At 73.1% G+C, this 18,964-nt stretch carries 14 protein-coding genes; 6 read left to right on the top strand and 8 right to left on the bottom strand.

Features of this window, described 5'->3' with window-relative positions:
• Nucleotides 1-100 precede the first annotated feature (100 nt).
• The 7 genes from glmS to HN013_RS12705 all read right to left on the bottom strand — a co-directional run bounded on the left by glmS (nucleotide 101) and on the right by HN013_RS12705 (nucleotide 9,771).
• A complete protein-coding gene (gene glmS, locus HN013_RS12740) occupies nucleotides 101-1,921 on the bottom strand; it encodes a glutamine--fructose-6-phosphate transaminase (isomerizing) (protein ID WP_171166201.1) in 1,821 nt (606 codons plus the stop codon).
• 90 nt (nucleotides 1,922-2,011) lie between these two features.
• Entirely contained in the window at nucleotides 2,012-2,287 is a 276-nt protein-coding gene (locus HN013_RS12735; RefSeq protein ID WP_171166200.1) for a hypothetical protein, read from the bottom strand.
• 86 nt (nucleotides 2,288-2,373) lie between these two features.
• Nucleotides 2,374-3,273 carry a DUF4429 domain-containing protein gene (locus HN013_RS12730; protein ID WP_171166199.1) on the bottom strand — a complete coding sequence of 300 codons (900 nt, stop codon included), beginning with the start codon at nucleotides 3,271-3,273 and terminating at the stop codon, nucleotides 2,374-2,376.
• Nucleotides 3,274-3,356: 83 nt separating this feature from the next.
• Nucleotides 3,357-4,517: an acyl-CoA dehydrogenase family protein gene (locus tag HN013_RS12725; RefSeq protein WP_171166283.1), complete on the bottom strand. Its 1,161-nt coding sequence runs from the start codon at nucleotides 4,515-4,517 to the stop codon at nucleotides 3,357-3,359.
• Nucleotides 4,518-4,523: 6 nt separating this feature from the next.
• A complete protein-coding gene (locus tag HN013_RS12720; RefSeq protein ID WP_171166198.1) occupies nucleotides 4,524-5,471 on the bottom strand; it encodes a hydroxymethylglutaryl-CoA lyase in 948 nt (315 codons plus the stop codon).
• Nucleotides 5,468-8,125: an acetyl-CoA carboxylase biotin carboxylase subunit gene (locus tag HN013_RS32955; RefSeq protein WP_249374976.1), complete on the bottom strand. Its 2,658-nt coding sequence runs from the start codon at nucleotides 8,123-8,125 to the stop codon at nucleotides 5,468-5,470. Before HN013_RS32955 ends, HN013_RS12720 begins: the two co-directional genes overlap by 4 nt.
• A 14-nt stretch (nucleotides 8,126-8,139) precedes the next feature.
• On the bottom strand, nucleotides 8,140-9,771 hold the full coding sequence (locus HN013_RS12705) for a carboxyl transferase domain-containing protein (protein ID WP_171166197.1): 1,632 nt from the start codon (nucleotides 9,769-9,771) through the stop codon (nucleotides 8,140-8,142).
• A 212-nt stretch (nucleotides 9,772-9,983) separates the two neighbouring features.
• On the opposite strand from HN013_RS12705, the gene HN013_RS12700 reads away from it, so the two are divergent.
• From HN013_RS12700 to HN013_RS12685, 4 genes are all read left to right on the top strand, one after another.
• Complete coding sequence (locus HN013_RS12700; RefSeq protein ID WP_171166281.1) at nucleotides 9,984-10,556, top strand: TetR family transcriptional regulator; 573 nt, start codon at nucleotides 9,984-9,986, stop codon at nucleotides 10,554-10,556.
• A gap of 169 nt (nucleotides 10,557-10,725) precedes the next feature.
• Entirely contained in the window at nucleotides 10,726-11,883 is a 1,158-nt protein-coding gene (locus tag HN013_RS12695) for an acyl-CoA dehydrogenase family protein (protein ID WP_171166196.1), read from the top strand.
• Nucleotides 11,884-11,903: 20 nt separating this feature from the next.
• The gene (locus HN013_RS12690; protein WP_171166195.1) at nucleotides 11,904-12,794 is read left to right on the top strand and encodes an acyl-CoA thioesterase II; all 891 of its coding nucleotides are present in this window, start codon (nucleotides 11,904-11,906) and stop codon (nucleotides 12,792-12,794) included.
• Nucleotides 12,795-12,841: 47 nt separating this feature from the next.
• Entirely contained in the window at nucleotides 12,842-13,048 is a 207-nt protein-coding gene (locus HN013_RS12685; protein ID WP_171166194.1) for a hypothetical protein, read from the top strand.
• A 32-nt stretch (nucleotides 13,049-13,080) separates the two neighbouring features.
• On the opposite strand, the gene HN013_RS12680 is transcribed toward HN013_RS12685, so the two are convergent.
• A complete protein-coding gene (locus tag HN013_RS12680) occupies nucleotides 13,081-13,881 on the bottom strand; it encodes a phosphatase (RefSeq protein WP_171166193.1) in 801 nt (266 codons plus the stop codon).
• 144 nt (nucleotides 13,882-14,025) lie between these two features.
• Here HN013_RS12680 and speB point away from each other — a divergent pair, with 144 nt between their 5' ends.
• Together speB and HN013_RS12670 are read left to right on the top strand one after the other, a co-directional pair.
• Nucleotides 14,026-15,003: an agmatinase gene (gene speB / locus HN013_RS12675; protein WP_171166192.1), complete on the top strand. Its 978-nt coding sequence runs from the start codon at nucleotides 14,026-14,028 to the stop codon at nucleotides 15,001-15,003.
• Between the two features lie 117 nt (nucleotides 15,004-15,120).
• Nucleotides 15,121-18,930 (top strand): ABC transporter ATP-binding protein, encoded by a 3,810-nt coding sequence (locus HN013_RS12670; protein ID WP_171166191.1) that lies wholly within the window; start codon nucleotides 15,121-15,123, stop codon nucleotides 18,928-18,930.
• Nucleotides 18,931-18,964: the final 34 nt, after the last annotated feature.

Genomic DNA, 18,964 nt, shown 5'->3' with positions numbered 1-18,964 from the left:
GGCGCGAGGGCGACGCCGGCACCGGAAAACGGCTCTCCCCGCACGCGGGTGACACGTGCGGGGAGAGCCGTCGTCGCCGGGAGACCGTCGGCCCGGAGGACTACTCGACCGTGACCGACTTGGCGAGGTTGCGCGGCTTGTCGATGTCGCGGCCCATCGCCTTGGCCGTGTAGTACGCGAGGAGCTGGAGCGGGATGCCCATGAGGATCGGGTCCAGCTCGTCCTCGTTCTTCGGCACCACGATCGTGTGGTCGGCCTTCTCCTGCTCCTGGTGCGCGACGGCGAGGATACGGCCGCTGCGGGCCTTGATCTCCTCCAGCGCGGCGCGGTTCTTCTCCAGCAGCTCGTCGTCGGGGACGATCGCGACGGTCGGCATGGCGGGCTCGATCAGGGCCAGCGGGCCGTGCTTGAGCTCCGACGCCGGGTAGGCCTCGGCGTGGATGTACGAGACCTCCTTCAGCTTGAGCGAGGCCTCGCGGGCCACCGGGTAGCCCCGGACGCGGCCGATGAACATCATCGACTTGGCGTCGGCGTACTCGCCCGCCAGCTTCTCGATCTGCGCCTCGTTCGCCAGGATCTCCTCGATCTGGCCGGGCAGCCTGCGCAGGCCCGCGATGATCCGCTTGCCGTCGGCGACGGACAGGTCGCGGGTGCGGCCCAGGTGCAGGGCGAGCAGGCCGAAGGAGACCACCATGTTGGTGAAGCACTTGGTGGAGACGACGCAGACCTCGGGACCGGCGTGCACGTAGATGCCGCCGTCGGTCTCGCGGGCGATCGCGGAGCCGACCACGTTGACCAGGCCGAGGACGCGGGCGCCCTTGCGCTTGAGCTCCTGGACGGCGGCGAGGACGTCGTAGGTCTCGCCGGACTGGGACACCGCGATGTAGAGGGTGTCGGGGTCCACGACCGGGTTGCGGTAGCGGAACTCGGAGGCGGGCTCGGCATCGGCGGGGATGCGGGCCAACTCCTCGATCATCTGGGCGCCGATCTGACCGGCGTGGTACGAGGTGCCGCAGCCCAGGATCTTCACCCGGCGCACGGCGCGGGCGTCGCGGGCGTCGAGGTTGAGGCCGCCCAGGTGCACGGTGGAGAAGCGGTCGTCGATGCGGCCGCGCAGCGCGCGGTCCACGGCGTCGGCCTGCTCGTGGATCTCCTTGTGCATATACGTGTCGTGGCCGCCCATGTCGTACGACTCGGCCTCCCACTCCACGGTGGTGGGCTGCGACGAGGTGGTGGAGCCCTCGGTGGTGTAGGTGCGGTAGTCGTCCGCCTTGAGGGTGGCCATCTCGCCGTCGTCCAGGGTGACGACCTGACGGGTGTGGCTGACCAGCGCGGCGACGTCGGAGGAGACGAACATCTCCTTCTCGCCTATGCCGAGGACGACCGGCGAGCCGTTGCGGGCGACGACGATGCGGTCGGGGAAGTCGGCGTGCAGCACGGCGATGCCGTATGTGCCCTCGATGTGCCGGACGGCCTCGCGGACCTTCTCCTCCAGGGTGGCGGCCTGCGAGCGCCCGATGAGGTGGGCGAGCACCTCGGTGTCGGTGTCGGAGAGGAACGTCACGCCGTCGGCGGTCAGCTTGGCGCGCAGCTCGGAGGCGTTGTCGATGATGCCGTTGTGGACGACCGCGACCTTCTCCTCGGCGTCCACGTGCGGGTGCGCGTTGACGTCGTTGGGGGCGCCGTGGGTGGCCCAGCGGGTGTGCGCGATGCCGGTGGTGCCGTTGAAGCGCTTGGGCAGCCGGGCCTCCAGCTCACGGACGCGGCCCTTGGCCTTGGCGGTCTTCAGGCCGCCGGCCTTGCCGCTCGCGTGCAGGGCGATGCCGGCCGAGTCGTAGCCGCGGTACTCCAGGCGCTGGAGCCCCTCCAGCAGCAGCGGGGCGACGTCCCGCTTGCCGATGTAACCGACGATTCCGCACATGGTGATGACCCTCCCAGACAAACGATCGATGATGCCCGCGGGCGGCAGCAGCCGCCGTTCCGCCGTGGACGCCGTCCCGGCGCCGGTGCCTCAGCCGTAGACGATGCGCCGGAGCTGGCGCAGCGAGAGCCGGGGCGGTGCGACCGCGCGGTGCGGCAGCTCGGCCGCGATCCGCTCGAAGATCTCCGCGTTGGCCAGGCCGCCGGACTGGAGCTCACGGTGGCGGCGGCGGACGAACTCCTCGGTCGTCTCGTCGAAGTACGCCAGGACGTCCAGGACCACCCGGGCGGCCTCGCCGCGCTGGAGCGGCGTGCTGCGCACCAGGTGATCCACCAGGTCGTCATGGGACGTACGGCGTTCGAGCACCCGTTGATACTGAGGGGTATCGGAGTGTTTCGCAAGAATCCTGCCCGATTTCGGGCAGGAAGGATGCGAATCGATGATCGTTTTGCCTAGAAACGCTGGAGAATCGCCTGTTTCGCCGCGGTGAACTCCTCGTCGGTGAGGATCCCCGACCGGTGGAGCTCGCCCAGCTCGCGGAGCCGGCGGAGCAGGGTGTCGTGATCGTCGGCCGGGTCCGCGGGGGAGGCGGGGGAGGTATCGGCCGCCGCCCGGGGGAGCGCGGGAGGCGCGGGCGTCTCGTGGGCCGGGGCGGACGGGTGCGGCAGGCGGGCCGCGACGGCGGCGCCCAGCAGGGCCATCAGCCCGTCCTTCTTGAAGCCGAAGAGCTCGATGGCGTTCGGGTCGTACTTGGCGGCTCCCTTCGCGGGCGCGCCGGGGACGACGAACCGCAGATAGCCGTTCTCCAGGCCGATGCTCGGCAGCCACTCCACGGCGCGGATGTCGGACAGCGCGAGCTCGCGCGGGCCGCCCGAGGCCTTGCCCTCGTCGGTGACCCAGTTCCAGTCCAGGCGGACGCGCTCGCCGTCGAAGGAGGCGGTGCCGTCCCCGGCGCCGACCGCCATCGGGACGGCCGGGCCGGACAGCAGGTAGCGGTCGGCGGGCCCGTCCGGCACCTGTTCCAGCAGCAGGGCGGTGCGCACCTCTTCCGCGAAATACTCGGCGACCCCGGACCGGTCCGGTTCGGTCCGCAGCTGGTACGGGTCGATCGCGTCGGACATCCGGCCGCGGGTGACCTGGGAGAGGGGGTCGGCCCCCTCGCGCAGCCGCAGCCGCAGCCGGCCGTTCTTGCGGCCCGGCTCGAAGGCGATGCCGGCCACGGCCTCCAGCGGCACGGTCAGTTCACCCAGCGTCCGGCGGACCAGGTGCACCCCGCGCTCCCCGCCCGGCACGACGCGTATCGCGCTGCCGTCGAAGGTCCAGGTGCCGTCCTTCTGGAAGATCTCTGCCATGGGTGAATTCTCGCAGGCCGGAAGGGGGTTGCGGCAGGCCGGACGGAGGGGTGACCTCCGATTCGTCCGGCCCGCCGCGCGGGTCAGCCCGCGAGCCCCAGCTCCCGGGCGATCAGCATCCGCTGGACCTCGCTGGTGCCCTCGCCGATCTCCAGGATCTTGGCGTCGCGCCACATACGGGCCACCGGGTACTCGTTCATAAAGCCGTAGCCGCCGTGGATCTGGGTGGCCTCCCGGGCGTTGTCCACCGCGATCTCCGACGAGTAGAGCTTGGCCAGCGCCGCCTGCTTCTTGAAGGGCTCGCCGTGCACCAGCCGGGACGCCGCGTCGCGCCAGGCGAGCCGGGCGGTGTGGGCCCGCATCTCCATGTCCGCGATCTTGAACTGGATGGCCTGGTTGGCGCCGATCGGCCGGCCGAAGGCGCGCCGCTCCTTCGCGTACGCCAGCGACTCGTCGACGCAGCCCTGTGCGAGGCCCGTCGCCAGCGCCGAGATGGCGATCCGGCCCTCGTCGAGGATGCGCAGGAACTGGGCGTACCCGCGGCCCTCCTCGCCCAGCAGGTTGGCGCGCGGCACCCGGACGTCGGAGAAGGACAGCTCGCGGGTGTCCGAGGCGTTCCAGCCGACCTTGGAGTAGGGGGCCGCGACCGTGAAGCCGGGCGTGCCGGACGGCACGATGATCGAGGAGATCAGCGGCTTGCCCTCCGCGGTGCGGCCGGTGACCGCGGTGACGGTGACCAGGGCGGTGATGTCGGTGCCCGAGTTGGTGATGAAGCACTTGGTGCCGTTGATGACCCACTCGTCCGTGGCCTCGTCCAGCCGGGCGGTGGTGCGGGTGCCGCCGGCGTCCGAGCCGCAGTCGGGCTCCGTCAGCCCGAAGCCGCCCAGTATCTCGCCGGAGCACAGCCGGGGCAGCCACTCCCGCTTCTGCTCCTCGGTCCCGAAGTGGTAGATCGGCATGGCGCCGAGGGAGACGCCCGCCTCCAGGGTGATCGCCACCGAGGAGTCGACGCGGGCCAGCTCCTCCAGGACGATGCCCAGGGCCAGGTAGTCGCCGCCCATCCCGCCGTACTCCTCGGGGAACGGCAGCCCGAACAGGCCCATGCGGCCCATGTCGCGGACGATCTCGTAGGGGAACTCGTGGTGCTCGTAGAACTCCCCGATCTTCGGGGCGATCACGTCATGGGCGAACTCCTCGACGGTGCGCCGGAGTTCTTCGTGCTCTGGGGTGAGGCGGTGGTCCAGCATGGCTCATGACTCCTGGTGGGAGATGGCGCGAACGGTGCGGGACGGGCTCGGCCGTCCCAGGTGGGCGGCCATCCACACGCTTGTGGCGGTGAGCCGGCCGAGGTCGACCCCGGTTTCGACGCCGAGGCCGTGGAGCATCCAGACGAGGTCTTCCGTGGCGAGGTTGCCGGTGGCGCTCTTCGCGTACGGGCAGCCGCCGAGGCCGCCCGCCGAGGAGTCGACGGTGGTCACGCCGTGGTGCAGCGCCGCGAGGGTGTTGGCCAGCGCTTGGCCGTAGGTGTCGTGGAAGTGCACGGCGAGGCGGTCGGTGGGGACGCCCGCCTCGTTGACGGCCCGCAGCAGGGCGGAGACGTGGCCGGGGGTGCCCACGCCGATGGTGTCGCCGAGGCTCAGCTCGTCGCAGCCCATCTCGTACAGGCGGCGGCCGACGTCCGCGACCCGTTCGACCGGCACCGGGCCTTCCCAGGGGTCCCCGAAGCACATCGACAGATAGCCGCGGACGCGGGCGCCCTCGTCCTTCGCCCGCCGCACCACCGGCTCGAACATGGCCAGCGACGCGTCGACCGTCCGGTTGAGGTTGGCCTTGGCGAACGACTCGGTGGCGCTGGCGAAGACCGCGACCTCCCGCGCGCCCAGGGCGAGGGCGCGGTCGAGGCCGCGCTCGTTGGGGACGAGGACGGGGAGCCGGACGCCTGCGGCGACGTCCTCGACGAGCGGCAGGAGCTGCTCGGCGTCGGCGAGCTGCGGCACCCACTCCGGGCGGACGAAGCTCGTCGCCTCGATCGTGCCCAGGCCCGCGGCGGCGAGGCGGCGGATGAAGTCCGCCTTGACCTCCACCGGGACGATCGCCTTCTCGTTCTGCAGGCCGTCGCGGGGGCCGACCTCGTGGATGCGGACGTGCTCCGGGAGGGCGGGGTCCCGTACGGGCATGGGCAGGCCGTCGGCCGTCATGCTTCCTCCTGGGCGGGCAGGTCCGGGGTGACCACGGCGAGGACCTGGTCCATGGCGACCGTGCTGCCGGGGGTGACGTCGAGCTCCGTGACCGTGCCGTCGTGGGGGGCGGCGATGACGTGCTCCATCTTCATCGCCTCCACGACGAGCAGGCTCTGGCCCGCGGTGACCTTGTCGCCGACGGACGCCTTGACGACGGTGACCGTGCCCGGCATCGGCGCCGTGAGCGCGCCGGCGTGTGCGTCGGCTCCGGCGCCGCGGGGTCCTATGGGGTCGTGGTCGGCGATGTGCCAGGTGTCGCCTTCGTGGGCGAGCCACGTTCCGGCGCCGGGCGGGGCTTCGGTGGGGCCGGTGGTGAAGGGGATGGTGCGGCCGTCGAGGTGGAGGGTGAGGCGGTGCGGGGCGGTACGGACGAGGCGGGCCTTGCGGGGGGTGCCTGCGGCGGCTTGCTCCCCAGCCCCACCCCTTCCCGAAACCGGGGGCAAGCCCCCGGAGCCCCCGGGACCGCCCTGCTGCGCGGGCGGCGGGGCGGCCGCCCCGGCGGTACCCGGCTGCGCCGGGACCGTACCGGCCGACCGCTCCGCGCCGGGGGTACCCGCGGCCCCGGGACGGGCGGCGGCGGGAGCGCCGGCGTCCGCACCGGCCTGGGCGGCGGTGTCCTGCTGCGCGGGCACGGCGTTCGCTCCGGGTGCTCCGGGTGCTCCGGGTGCTCCGGGTGCTCCGGGTGCTCCGGGTGCTCCGGGTGCTCCGGGTGCTCCGGCCGGTTCCGGCTGCGCCGTTCCTCGGCCGTGGCCGCTCGCGGACGGCGCCGGGCCGGGCCGCTCCCGCCCGTCGCCGGGGAGGTCCCGGCCCTCGGGCCGGGTGCCGGCGGACGGGACGGCGGCACCGCCCGGCTGCTCCGCGCCGGAGGCGCTCGGGCCTCCGCCGTGAGGGGCTGTCGAAGCGACGAGGCCCGGCCGCCCCGGGACCGTCCCGCCCGGCTGCTCCGCGCCGGCTCCGGGCGGCGTGCCGCCCGAGGGCTCGTCACCGCCCCCGCCCGGAGGGGCGGCCTGCGCCCCCGGCGCGGATGCGGCGTCCAGCACCACCTCCGCGTCCGACGCGGCCCCCCGCACCCGTACCGTCACCGGCTCCTGCCCAGGCACCCGCAGGTGGTGGTGGGTCCAGGCCGGTTCGCCGCCCTGGCGCCAGCCGTCGGGGACGGAGAAGGGGTCGGTCCAGGTGTTCGGGGGGAGGGCGGGCTGGAGGGATGCCTGGCGGGTGAGGGCGGCGGCGGTGTAGACCTCGTCGGGGACTGTGTCCGCGAGGAGGGACGGGCCGTCGCGGTCGACGAGGCCGGTGTCGAGGTTGCCGGAGACGACCGAGGGGTGGGCGAGGAGGCGGCGGAGGAAGCCGGTGTTGGTGTCGAGGCCGAGGACGGTGGTCTCGGCGAGGGCGGCGCGGAGGCGGCGGAGGGCCGTGGGGCGGTCGGGGCCGTGGGCGATGACCTTGGCGAGCATGGGGTCGTAGTGGGTGCCGACCTCGGTGCCGACGGTGAGTCCGGAATCGACGCGGACGCCGGGGCCCTCCGGCTCGTGGAGGGCGAGGACGGTGCCGGCGGAGGGGAGGAAGCCGCGGGCCGGGACCTCGGCGCAGATGCGGGCCTCCATGGCGTGGCCGGTGAGGGTGACGTCCTCCTGGGTGAAGGCCAGGTGCTCGCCCGCCGCCACGCGGAGCTGCCATTCCACCAGGTCCAGGCCGGTGATCAGCTCCGTCACCGGGTGCTCGACCTGGAGGCGGGTGTTCATCTCCATGAAGTAGTAGGCGGACGGGTCGTCGCCGGGGACGATGAACTCCACCGTGCCGGCGCCCGTGTAGCCGCAGGAACGGGCGGCCTGGACGGCGGCGGCGCCCATCGCGGCCCGGGTGGCCTCGTCCAGCAGGACGCTCGGCGCCTCTTCGATGATCTTCTGGTGGCGGCGCTGGAGCGAGCACTCGCGCTCGCCGAGGTGGAGGACGGTGCCGTGGCCGTCGGCCAGGACCTGGATCTCGATATGGCGGGGGCGGTCGATCCAGCGCTCGACGAGGAGCGTGTCGTCGCCGAAGGAACCGCGCGCCTCGCGCCGGGCGGCCGCGATCTCCTCCGCGAGCAGCGCCTCGTCGCGGACCAGCCGCATGCCCTTGCCGCCGCCGCCGGCCGACGGCTTGAGCAGCACGGGCGTGCCGATCTCCCGTGCGGCGTCGATGAGTTCGGCGTCGGACAGGCCGCTTCCCGAGGAGCCGGGGACGACCGGGACGCCCGCGGCCCGGACCGTCGCCTTGGCGCGGATCTTGTCGCCCATGAGGTCGATGGCGTCGGCGGGCGGGCCGATGAAGACCAGCCCGGCGGCCTCGCAGGCGCGGGCGAAGGCGGCGTTCTCGGCGAGGAAGCCGTAGCCGGGGTGGACGGCCTGCGCGCCGGAGCGCGCGGCGGCCTCCAGCAGGCGCTCGGCGGACAGGTAGCTCTCCGCGGCGGCGGCCGGGCCGATGCGGACGGCCGTGTCGGCCTCGCGCACGTGCCGGGCGTCGGCGTCCGCGTCGCTGTACACGGCGACCGAGCGGACGCCCAGTTCCCGCAGGGTGCGGATGACCCGGACGGCGATCTCGCCGCGGTTGGCGACCAGGACACTCTCGAACATCGTCACGTCTCCTCTCACATCCTGAAGACGCCGTAGCCGGGCGCGTTCGGGTCGCGTTCGGGCAGGGGGGAGTTGGCACAGGCGGTGAGGGCGAGGCCGAGGACCCGGCGGGTCTCCAGCGGGTCGATGACGCCGTCGTCCCACAGCCGGGCGGTCGCGTAGTAGGCGTTGCCCTGGGTCTCGTACTGCTCGCGGACCGGGGACTTGAACGCCTCCTCGTCCTCGGCGCTCCACTCCTCGCCGCGCGCCTCCAGCTGGTCGCGTTTGACGGTCGCGAGGACGGAGGCGGCCTGTTCGCCGCCCATGACGGAGATCTTGGCGTTGGGCCACATCCACAGGAAGCGGGGCGAGTAGGCCCGGCCGCACATCGAGTAGTTGCCGGCGCCGTACGAGCCGCCGATCACCACCGTCAGCTTGGGGACGCGCGTGCAGGCCACGGCCGTCACCATCTTGGCGCCGTGCTTGGCGATGCCGCCGGCCTCGTACTGCCGGCCGACCATGAAGCCGGAGATGTTCTGGAGGAAGACCAGGGGTATGCCGCGCTGGTCGCACAGCTCGATGAAGTGGGCGCCCTTCTGGGCGGATTCGGAGAACAGGATGCCGTTGTTGGCGACGATGCCGACCGGGTGGCCGTGGATCCGGGCGAAGCCGGTCACCAGCGTCTGCCCGAACTCGGCCTTGAACTCGGCGAACCGGGAGCCGTCCACCACCCGCGCGATGACCTCGCGGACGTCGTAGGGGGTACGGGAGTCGACGGGGACGGCGCCGTAGAGCCCGGCAGGGTCGGCCTTGGGCTCCTCCACGGGCTCCACCCGCCAGGGCAGCGGGCCGCGGTCGCCGAGCGTCGAGACGATCGTGCGGACGATCCGCAGGGCGTGCGCGTCGTCCTCCGCGAGGTGGTCGGTGACGCCCGACACCTTGGAGTGCACCTCGCCGCCGCCCAGTTCCTCCGCGGTGACGACCTCGCCGGTGGCCGCCTTCACCAGCGGCGGCCCGCCGAGGAAGATCGTGCCCTGGCCGCGCACGATGACCGCCTCGTCGCTCATCGCGGGGACGTACGCCCCGCCGGCGGTGCAGGAGCCCAGGACGGCGGCGATCTGCGGGATGCCCGCGCCGGACATCCGGGCCTGGTTGTAGAAGATCCGGCCGAAGTGCTCGCGGTCGGGGAAGACCTCGTCCTGCATCGGCAGGAAGGCACCGCCCGAGTCCACCAGGTAGAGGCAGGGGAGCCGGTTCTCCAGCGCGATCTCCTGTGCGCGGAGGTGCTTCTTCACCGTCATCGGGTAGTACGTGCCGCCCTTGACCGTCGCGTCGTTGGCGACGATCACCACCTCGCGGCCCGAGACCCGGCCGATGCCGGCGATCACCCCGGCGGCGGGGGCGGCCCCGCCGTACATCCCCTCGGCCGCCAGCGGGGCGATCTCCAGGAACGGCGAACCGGGATCCAGCAGGGTGTCCACCCGGTCGCGCGGCAGGAGCTTGCCGCGGGCGGTGTGCCGGGCGCGCGCCCGCTCGCCGCCGCCCAGCCGGGCCGTCGCGAGTTTCTCGCGCAACTCCGTCACCAGCCGGTGGTGCGCGGCCTCATTGCCGCGCCAGCCGTCGGACGCCGGATCTGCGGCGCTGACCAGCGCCGGTGCCTGCTGCATGGACTCGAAGCTCCCTTGCCCGTTTCCACGTGCTGTTAATAAGCGTTAACAGATCTTCTTCAGGTTAACGCCCGCTAACGGCGCTGTCTACAATTTGGTTCGTGAACCGCGCGAACCCCGTCAACCAGGCCCGTGCGGCGGCCGGCCCCGCCGCAGCAGCAGAGGGCGCCGCCGTCAGGGCGCCCGTCCCCGCTCCCACCCGCCGTGAGCAGATCCTCCGGGAGGCCGCGCGGCTCTTCGCCGAGCGCGGGTTCCACGGGGTCGGGGTGGACGAGATAGGGGCCGCGGTCGGCATCAGCGGCCCGGGGCTCTACCGCCACTTCGCGGGGAAGGACGCGATGCTCGCCGAGTTGCTGGTGGGCATCAGCGGCCGGCTCCTGGCGAGCGGGCGCGAGCGCCGGGCGGGTGCCGAGGTGGCGGGGGCGGGACCGGCCGTCGTGCTGGGCTCGCTGATCGACGGGCACATCGACTTCGCGCTGGACGACCGGGCGCTGATCATCCTCCACGACCGGGAGCTGGGTCAGCTCCGCGACGAGGACCGCAAGCTGGTGCGCTCGCTCCAGCGGCAGTACGTCGAGCTGTGGGTCGAGGTGGTGCGCGCGCTCCACCCCGGCGCCGCCGAGACGGACACCCGGGCCGCCGTGCACGCGGTCTTCGGCCTGCTCAACTCCACCCCGCACCTCGGCCGCCCCGGCGGGCTGCCCGGCCGCGAGGCCACCGCGGCGCTGCTGCGGCGGCTGGCGCACGGCGCGCTCGGGGCGCTGTCGGACCCCGGGCGGGCGTGAGCCGGCCGGACGGGCGGTGGACGGGATCCGGGCCCGGTGGCATCCCGGCCCGGTGGCATCCGGGCCCGGCGGGATCTGGACAGCCGAGGAGACCGCCGGGTAACTTTCGCTGAGCAAGCGCTTAGCCGACCGGGGGAACGGTGGAACCGGCCCCGTTGAGGGGGTAGTTGTGCGTCGGACGGTGTTCAACGAGGACCACGAGGCGTTCCGTGGGACCATCCGCGACTTCATCGCCGCGGAGGTCGTGCCGTACTACGACGAGTGGCGCGAGGCCGGGCAGGCCCCGCGCGACTTCTACAAGAAGCTCGGTGAGCTGGGCGTCTTCGGCATCGAGGTCCCCGAGGAGTACGGCGGCGCGGGCGAGTCCGGCTTCAAGTACCAGGCCGTCATCATCGAGGAGTGCGCCCGGGCGGCCGTCAGCTTCGGCGGCAGCAATGTGCACACCGCGCTCTGCCTCCCGTACCTCCTCGCGTACGCGAACGAGGAGCAGAAGCGGCGCTGGCTGCCGTCCTTCGTCACCGGCGACATGATGACCGCCATCGCCATGACCGAGCCCGGCACCGGCTCCGACCTGGCCGGAATGAAGACCACCGCCAAGCTTTCCGCGGACGGCACCCACTACGTCCTCAACGGCGCCAAGACCTTCATTACCGGCGGCGTCCTCGCCGACCGGGTGATCGTCTGCGCCCGCACCGCGCCGCCCACCCCCGAGGACCGCCGCGGCGGCATCTCGCTGCTCGTCGTGGACACCCGGTCCGAGGGGTACGCGGTCGGCCGCAAGCTGGAGAAGCTGGGCCTGAAGACCTCCGACACCGCCGAACTCTCCTTCGCCGACGTCAAGGTGCCCGTCGAGGACCTGCTCGGCGAGGAGGGCAAGGCGTTCTCCTACCTCGCCCACAACCTGCCGCAGGAGCGGCTGGGCATCGCCGTGGGGGCGTACGCGCAGTCCGCCGCCGCGCTGGAGTTCGCCAAGCAGTACGTGCGCGACCGCAGCGTCTTCGGGCAGCCGGTGGCCGCGTTCCAGAACACCAAGTTCGTCCTCGCCGACTGCAAGTCCGAGGTCGACGCCATGCAGGCCGTCGTCGACCGGGCGCTGGACGCGCACGACGCGGGCGAGCTGAGCGCCGCCGACGCGGCCTCCGCCAAGCTCTTCACCACCGAGCGGGCCGCCGTGGTCATCGACAAGTGCCTCCAGCTGCACGGCGGTTACGGCTACATGATGGAGTACCCCATCGCCCGGCTGTACGCGGACACCCGGGTCAGCAGGATCTACGGCGGCACGAGCGAGGTCATGCGCTCCATCGTCGCCAAGTCCATGGGCCTCTGAGGAACGGACCGGAACAGCACGTGAGCGAGCCGATCACCCCGCTGCAGGACCTCCTCCTCCTGCTCGACCTCGAACGCGTCGAGGAGGACATCTTCCGCGGCACCAGCCGGCCCGCGCTGATCCCGCGCGTCTTCGGCGGCCAGGTCGCCGCGCAGGCGCTGGTCGCGGCCGGCCGGACGGTCCCGGGCGACCGGCTCCCGCACTCCCTGCACGCCTACTTCCTGCGGCCCGGCGACCCCGGTGCCCCCATCGTCTACACGGTGGACCGCATCCGCGACGGCCGCTCCTTCACCACCCGGCGGGTGGTCGCCGTCCAGCGCGGCCGCCCGATCTTCCACCTCTCGGCGTCCTTCCAGACCCACGAGGAGGGTCTGGAGCACCAGGAGCGGGCACCGTACGCGCCCGATCCGCTCACCCTGCCGACGGCCGCCGAGATGCTGCCGCGTTACGCGGACCGGTTCGCGAGCCCGGACGTCGTGGACCGGCTGCTGGAGGCCCGGGCGGCGGTCGACCTGCGGTACGTGGACGACCCGCCGTTCGCCCGGTTCGGCGAGCCGCGCGAGCCGAAGTCGCAGGTGTGGTTCCGGACCAACGGCAAACTCGCCGACGACCCGCTGCTCCACGTCTGCCTGGCCACCTACGTCTCCGACATGACGCTCCTGGACTCCGTCCTGCTCGCCCACGGGCGCGGCGGCTGGGCGGTCGGCGACGTCGTCGGCGCCAGCCTCGACCACGCCATGTGGTTCCACCGGCCCTTCCGCGCGGACGAATGGCTGCTCTACGACCAGGAGAGCCCGACCTCCCAGGGCGGCCGGGCGCTGGCCCGGGGCCGGATCTTCACCCAGGACGGGCAGTTGGCGGTGTCGGTGATCCAGGAGGGGCTGGTACGGGTGCCCCGCCCGCGGGACTGAAACACGGTGATCTTCCCCGTACGCTTCGGCGGAGGAGGGGAGAACTCATGCGCAACATACTGCTGATGGCCGGTGGGGCCGTCGTCATCGTCCTCGGGGCCCTGCTGCTGTTCCTCTGGCACCGGCACCTCGTGGACCTCACCGGGGACGCCCGGTTGATGTCCGGGCTCGGTTGGCGCGTCGCGGAGGGCGCCGTGCTGTACGGAGGCACCTGGCTGTGCGTCCGGGGATGGAACGGGCGGCGGACGGCCTGAGCCACCGCCTTGGACCGGGGCCTGCCGGCGGCTCAGCCCGCCGCCGGCAGCCCCGCCGCCTCCAGCAGGTACGCCGTCATCGGCTCGTAGAACCGCGGGTCGACGACATGGTCGTCGAGCGGCACCGCCACCCGCAGCAGCCCCTCGGCCTCCGCCAGGAACAGCGCCGGGTCGTTGCAGTCCGCGTACCCGACGGTGTCGATACCGCGCTGCGCCGCGCACCCCGCCCAGCCGTGGTCGGCGACCACCAGGTCGGGCAGCGGGCGGCCCTCCCGGGCCAGGCCGTCCAGGACCGCCGCCATCGGGGCGGGGGAGTGGGTGTGCCACAGCGTGGCCCCGCGCTCGAACACGGCCACGTCCGCGACCTGGTACACCATGCCCTCGTCCGCTCCGGTCCCGCTCGGCACCGAGACGATCTCGCAGCCGACGGCGCGCAGGGCCGCGGCCGTCGTCCGGTGCACGTCGAGCAGGCCGCCGGGGTGGCCGGTGGCGAACAGCACCCGCTGCCGGGCGTCCGCCGCCTTGCGCAGGAGGACGGCCGCGCGCTCCAGCGCGGCCACGGTCAGGCCGGGGTCGATGGAGTCCTGCCCGGTGCGCAGCCCGGGGTCGTCGCTGACCCCGCACCGCTCGGCCATCACGGCCAGCACGTCCTGCTCGTCCCGCCAGCGGTCACCCAGCTCCACGCCCAGCCAGTACAGCCGGTCGCCGTGCGCGAGTTTGCGGTAGTGGTCCAGGCTGTTCTGCCGGGGCGTCGCGACGGCCCCCGCGATCCGGGTCCGGACCAGATGGTCGATGAGCTCGGCACGGCTGGGTATGCGCTGCGGCGTGGGCATGCGGTCATTCTCCCCCAGGGCGGGCGCGCGATGGACGGCATGTCCATAAGAGGAGCCCGGACGCACAGTTCCGTACATGTGCGGAACACCCTCCCCTGCCTACCCTCGGGTACGTCCCAGGCAGCGATCCGAGAGGCTCCCCGCATGACCACCGACGCCCCCCGTGAACCGCGCGGCCCCGTCGACTCGTCCCGCATCCCGCGCTACGCGGGCCCCGCGACCTTCGCCCGGCTGCCCCGCCTCGACGAGGTCGGCACCACCGACGTCGCCGTCGTCGGCGTGCCCTTCGACACCGGCGTCTCCTACCGCCCCGGCGCCCGCTTCGGCGGCAACGCCATCCGCGAGGCCTCCCGCCTGCTGCGCCCCTACAACCCGGCCCAGGACGCGTCGCCCTTCGCCCTCGCGCAGGTCGCGGACGCCGGGGACATCGCCGCGAACCCGTTCAACATCGACGAGGCCGTCGAGACGATCGAGGCCGCGGCCGACGACCTCCTCGGCACCGGCGCCCGCATGATGACCCTGGGCGGCGACCACACCATCGCGCTGCCGCTGCTCCGCTCGGTCGCCAAGAAGCACGGCCCGGTCGCCCTGCTGCACTTCGACGCCCACCTGGACACCTGGGACACCTACTTCGGCGCCGAGTACACCCACGGCACGCCGTTCCGCCGGGCCGTCGAGGAGGGCATCCTCGACACCTCCGCCCTCTCCCACGTCGGCACCCGCGGCCCGCTGTACGGCAAGCAGGACCTGACCGACGACGAGAAGATGGGCTTCGGCATCGTCACCTCCGCGGACGTCTACCGCCGCGGCGCCGACGAGGTCGCCGACCAGCTGCGCCAGCGCATCGGCGACCGCCCGCTCTACATATCGATCGACATCGACTGCCTCGACCCGGCCCACGCCCCCGGCACCGGCACCCCCGAGGCCGGCGGCATGACCTCGCGCGAGCTCCTGGAGATCCTGCGCGGGCTCGCCTCCTGCAACCTGGTCTCCGCGGACGTCGTCGAGGTCGCCCCCGCCTACGACCACGCCGAGATCACGGCCGTGGCCGCCTCCCACACCGCGTACGAGCTGACGACGATCATGTCGCGGCAGATCGCGGCCGCCAGGTCGGGTCAGTAGGCACAGCGCGGCGGCGCGGTCCCAGGGCTGACCCACCCCCGTTTGTTGCGGCGGGATGAAATCCGCCGTTCCGAACGTTCGGTCCTTCCGGTAGGCATATGAGGCGGGAGGACCGGGGTGGCGGCGAAGGCAGCGGACGGACAGGGGTGGGCCAGGCGGCTCACGGGCTATTGCTGGCGGTACCGGCGGGCCGTGCTGCTCGCCCTGGGGTCCTCGCTCGGGGGCATGGCGGTGACGGCCCTCGTCCCGCTGATACCCAAGGTGATCATCGATGACGTCATCGGTGGTCACGCCCGCCCGCTCGCCCCCTGGGCGACCCTCCTGATCGTCGCCGCGGTCGTCGTCTACGGCCTCACCTACGTCCGCCGCTACTACGGCGGCCGGCTCGCGCTCGACGTCCAGCACGACCTGCGGACCGAGATGTACGCGTCCATAGCGCGCCTCGACGGCAAGCGGCAGGACGAGCTCTCCACCGGCCAGGTGGTGGGCCGCGCCACCAGCGACCTCCAGCTGATCCAGGGGCTGCTGTTCATGCTGCCGATGATGATCGGCAACATCCTCCTCTTCCTGATATCCCTGGTCGTGATGGCGGTCCTCTCCCCGCTGCTGACCGTCGTCGCCCTCGCTGTCGCCCCCGCCCTCTGGTTCCTCGCCTCCCGCAGCCGCACCAAGCTCTTCCCCGCCACCTGGTACGCCCAGGGGCAGGCCGCCGCCGTCGCGGGGGTCGTGGACGGGGCGGTCACCGGCGTCCGGGTCGTCAAGGGCTTCGGGCAGGAGGCCCAGGAGGCCGGCAAGCTCCGCGAGGTCAGCCGCAGGCTGTTCGCGGGACGGCTGCGCACCGTCCGCCTCAACGCGCGCTACACCCCGGCGCTCCAGGCCGTCCCCGCGCTCGGCCAGGTGGCCATGCTGGCGCTGGGCGGCTGGATGGCCACCCGCGGGCAGATCACCCTCGGCACGTTCGTCGCCTTCTCCACCTACCTGGCGCAGCTCGTCGGCCCGGTCCGGATGCTCACCATGATCCTCACGGTCGGGCAGCAGGCCCGCGCCGGCGTCGAGCGGGTCCTCGAACTGATCGACACCGAGCCGGTGATCGACGAGCGCCCCGACGCCCACGAACTGCCCGCCGACGCCCCCGCGACCGTCGAGTTCGACGACGTCTCCTTCGGCTACGACCCCGAGCGGCCCGTCCTCGACGGGGTCTCGCTGCGGATCGAGCCCGGCGAGACGGTCGCCGTCGTCGGCGCCTCGGGCAGCGGCAAGTCGACGCTGTCGCTGCTGCTCCCGCGCTTCTACGACGTGACGTCCGGCGCCGTCCGGATCGGCGGGCACGACGTCCGCGACCTCACCCATGCCTCGCTGCGGGCCGCGATCGGGCTGGTGCCCGAGGACAGCTTCCTCTTCTCCGACAGCGTCCGTGACAACATCGCCTACGGCATGCCGGGAGCGACCGACGAGCAGGTGCGCACCGCCGCGCGGGCCGCGCAGGCCGACGGCTTCATCTCGGCGCTGCCCGAGGGGTACGACACCAAGGTCGGCGAGCAGGGCCTCACCCTCTCCGGCGGCCAGCGCCAGCGCATCGCCCTGGCCCGAGCGATCCTCGCCGATCCCCGGCTGCTGCTCCTCGACGACGCGACCTCGGCGGTCGACGCCCGCGTCGAGCACGAGATCCACGAGGCGCTGCGCGGGGTCATGGCGGGCCGGACGACGCTCCTCATCGCCCACCGGGCCTCCACGCTGGGGCTCGCGGACCGGATCGCCGTGCTGGACGGCGGCCGGCTGGCGGACGTCGGCACGGCGGACGAGCTCCAGGAGCGGTCCGCGCTCTACCGGCGGCTGCTGACCGACCCCGACGAGCTGGGCGGGGTGCCCAGGGATCCGGCGGGTGCCACGGAACCGCCCGTGGACACCGTGGCGGACGAGGCGGAGCAGGCGGATGGTGTCACCCCCGCGCTCTGGGTCCGTGACGCGGACAAGGCGCCCGCCGACCCGCACGGCTCCCTCACCGGGATGCCCGCCACCCCCGAACTCCTCGCACAGGTCGACGCCCTGCCGCCCGCCACCGACACCCCCGCGATCGACGAGGAGCAGGCCGCCCGCCCCGAACGGGCCTACGGCCTGCGCCAGTTGCTGCGCGGCTTCGGCGCGCCGCTCGCGGTGAGCCTGCTGCTGGTGGCCGTCGACGCGGTCGCCGGGCTGCTGCTGCCCGTCCTGATCCGGCACGGCATCGACCAGGGCGTGGAGCGGCTGGCGCTCGGCGCGGTGTGGGCCGCGTCCGGGCTGGCGCTGCTGGTGGTCGTCGTCCAGTGGGCGGCCCAGATCGGTGAGACCCGGGTGACCGGGCGGACCGGTGAACGCGTCCTCTACGCGCTCCGGTTGAAGATCTTCGCCCAGCTCCAGCGGCTCGGGCTCGACTACTACGAGCGCGAGCTCACCGGCAAGATCATGACCCGGATGACCACCGACGTCGACGCCCTGTCGACGTTCCTCCAGACGGGCCTGGTCACCGCCTTCGTCTCGGTCCTCACCTTCCTCGGCATCCTCGTGGCCCTGCTGGTCATCGACGTCCAGCTGGCCCTGGTGGTCTTCGCGACGCTGCCGCTGCTGGTCGTCGGGACGTTCTTCTTCCGGCGGCAGAGCGTCAAGGCGTACGAGCTCGCCCGGGAGCGGGTCGGCCTGGTCAACGCCGACCTCCAGGAGAGCGTGGCGGGGCTGCGGATCGTGCAGGCGTTCCGCCGCGAGGAGGCGGGCGCCGACCGGTTCGCCGAGCGGAGCGACGACTACCGGCGGGCGCGGGTGCGCGGCCAGTGGCTGATATCCGTGTACTTCCCGTTCGTCCAGCTGCTGTCGTCGGTGGCCGCGGCCGCCGTGCTGATCGTGGGCGCGGGCCGGGTGGACGACGGCACGCTCACCGCCGGCGCGCTGGTGGCCTACCTGCTCTACATCGACCTGTTCTTCGCCCCGGTGCAGCAGCTCTCCCAGGTCTTCGACGGCTACCAGCAGGCGGCGGTCTCCCTCGGCCGGATCCAGTCGCTGCTGCGCGAGCGGACGTCCACCCCGGTGGCGGCGGACCCGCGCCCGGTGCCCGCGCTGCGGGGCGAGATCGTCTTCGACGACGTGCACTTCCGGTACGGCGGGGCGGACGCCGAGGCCGCCAAGGGCATCGCGGGCGCCGAGGCCCCCGAGGGTGCGGCCGGCGGCCGGGCGCAGGCCCTGTCCGGGGTCCGGCTGACCATTCCGGCCGGGCAGACGGTCGCCTTCGTCGGCGAGACCGGCGCGGGCAAGTCCACGCTGGTCAAGATGGTCGCCCGGTTCTACGACCCGACCGGCGGCGCGGTCCTGGTGGACGGGCGGGACCTGCGCACCCTGGACCCGGTCGAGTACCGGCACCGGCTCGGCGTGGTCCCGCAGGAGCCGTACCTCTTCCCGGGCACGGTACGCGACGCCATCGCGTACGGCCGTCCGGACGCGAGCGACGCCGAGGTCGAGGCGGCCGCGCGGGCGGTGGGCGCGCACGCCATGATCGCCACGCTCGACGGGGGCTATCTGCACCCGGTGACCGAGCGCGGCCGCAATCTGTCCGCGGGACAGCGGCAGTTGATCGCCCTGGCGCGCGCGGAGCTCGTCGACCCGGACGTCCTGCTGCTCGACGAGGCCACGGCGGCGCTCGACCTCGCCACCGAGGCCCTCGTCAACGAGGCCACGGACCGGCTGGCCGGCCGGCGGACGACGCTCGTCGTGGCGCACCGGCTGACCACGGCGGCCCGGGCGGACCGGGTGGTCGTGCTCGACGCGGGCCGCGTCGTGGAGGACGGGACGCACACGGAACTGCTGGCCCTGGACGGGCGGTACGCGGCGCTGTGGCGGACGTTCGTGGGCGGGGGAGCCGGTGGGAGCGACAAGGGGGAGCCGCTCGGGGCGGCGCTCTGATCATAGGGTGGCCGGGTGACACCTGATCTCTCGA

The sequence above is a fragment of the Streptomyces sp. I05A-00742 genome (genome assembly GCF_013055795.1).
GTDB lineage: Bacteria > Actinomycetota > Actinomycetes > Streptomycetales > Streptomycetaceae > Streptomyces.
The sequence above is the reverse complement of the archived record's forward strand: the minus strand, read 5'-3'. Positions and strand labels throughout refer to the sequence as shown.

Bases quoted from the DNA above. Each gene is read 5' to 3' on its own strand.
- speB (WP_171166192.1), top strand. From the start codon at position 14,026: ATGACCACCGACGCCCCCCGTGAACCGCGCGGCCCCGTCGACTCGTCC.
- HN013_RS32955 (WP_249374976.1), bottom strand. From the start codon at position 8,125: ATGTTCGAGAGTGTCCTGGTCGCCAACCGCGGCGAGATCGCCGTCCGG.
- glmS (WP_171166201.1), bottom strand. From the start codon at position 1,921: ATGTGCGGAATCGTCGGTTACATCGGCAAGCGGGACGTCGCCCCGCTG.
- HN013_RS12685 (WP_171166194.1), top strand. From the start codon at position 12,842: ATGCGCAACATACTGCTGATGGCCGGTGGGGCCGTCGTCATCGTCCTC.
- HN013_RS12720 (WP_171166198.1), bottom strand. From the start codon at position 5,471: ATGACGGCCGACGGCCTGCCCATGCCCGTACGGGACCCCGCCCTCCCG.
- HN013_RS12680 (WP_171166193.1), bottom strand. From the start codon at position 13,881: ATGCCCACGCCGCAGCGCATACCCAGCCGTGCCGAGCTCATCGACCAT.
- HN013_RS12730 (WP_171166199.1), bottom strand. From the start codon at position 3,273: ATGGCAGAGATCTTCCAGAAGGACGGCACCTGGACCTTCGACGGCAGC.
- HN013_RS12705 (WP_171166197.1), bottom strand. From the start codon at position 9,771: ATGCAGCAGGCACCGGCGCTGGTCAGCGCCGCAGATCCGGCGTCCGAC.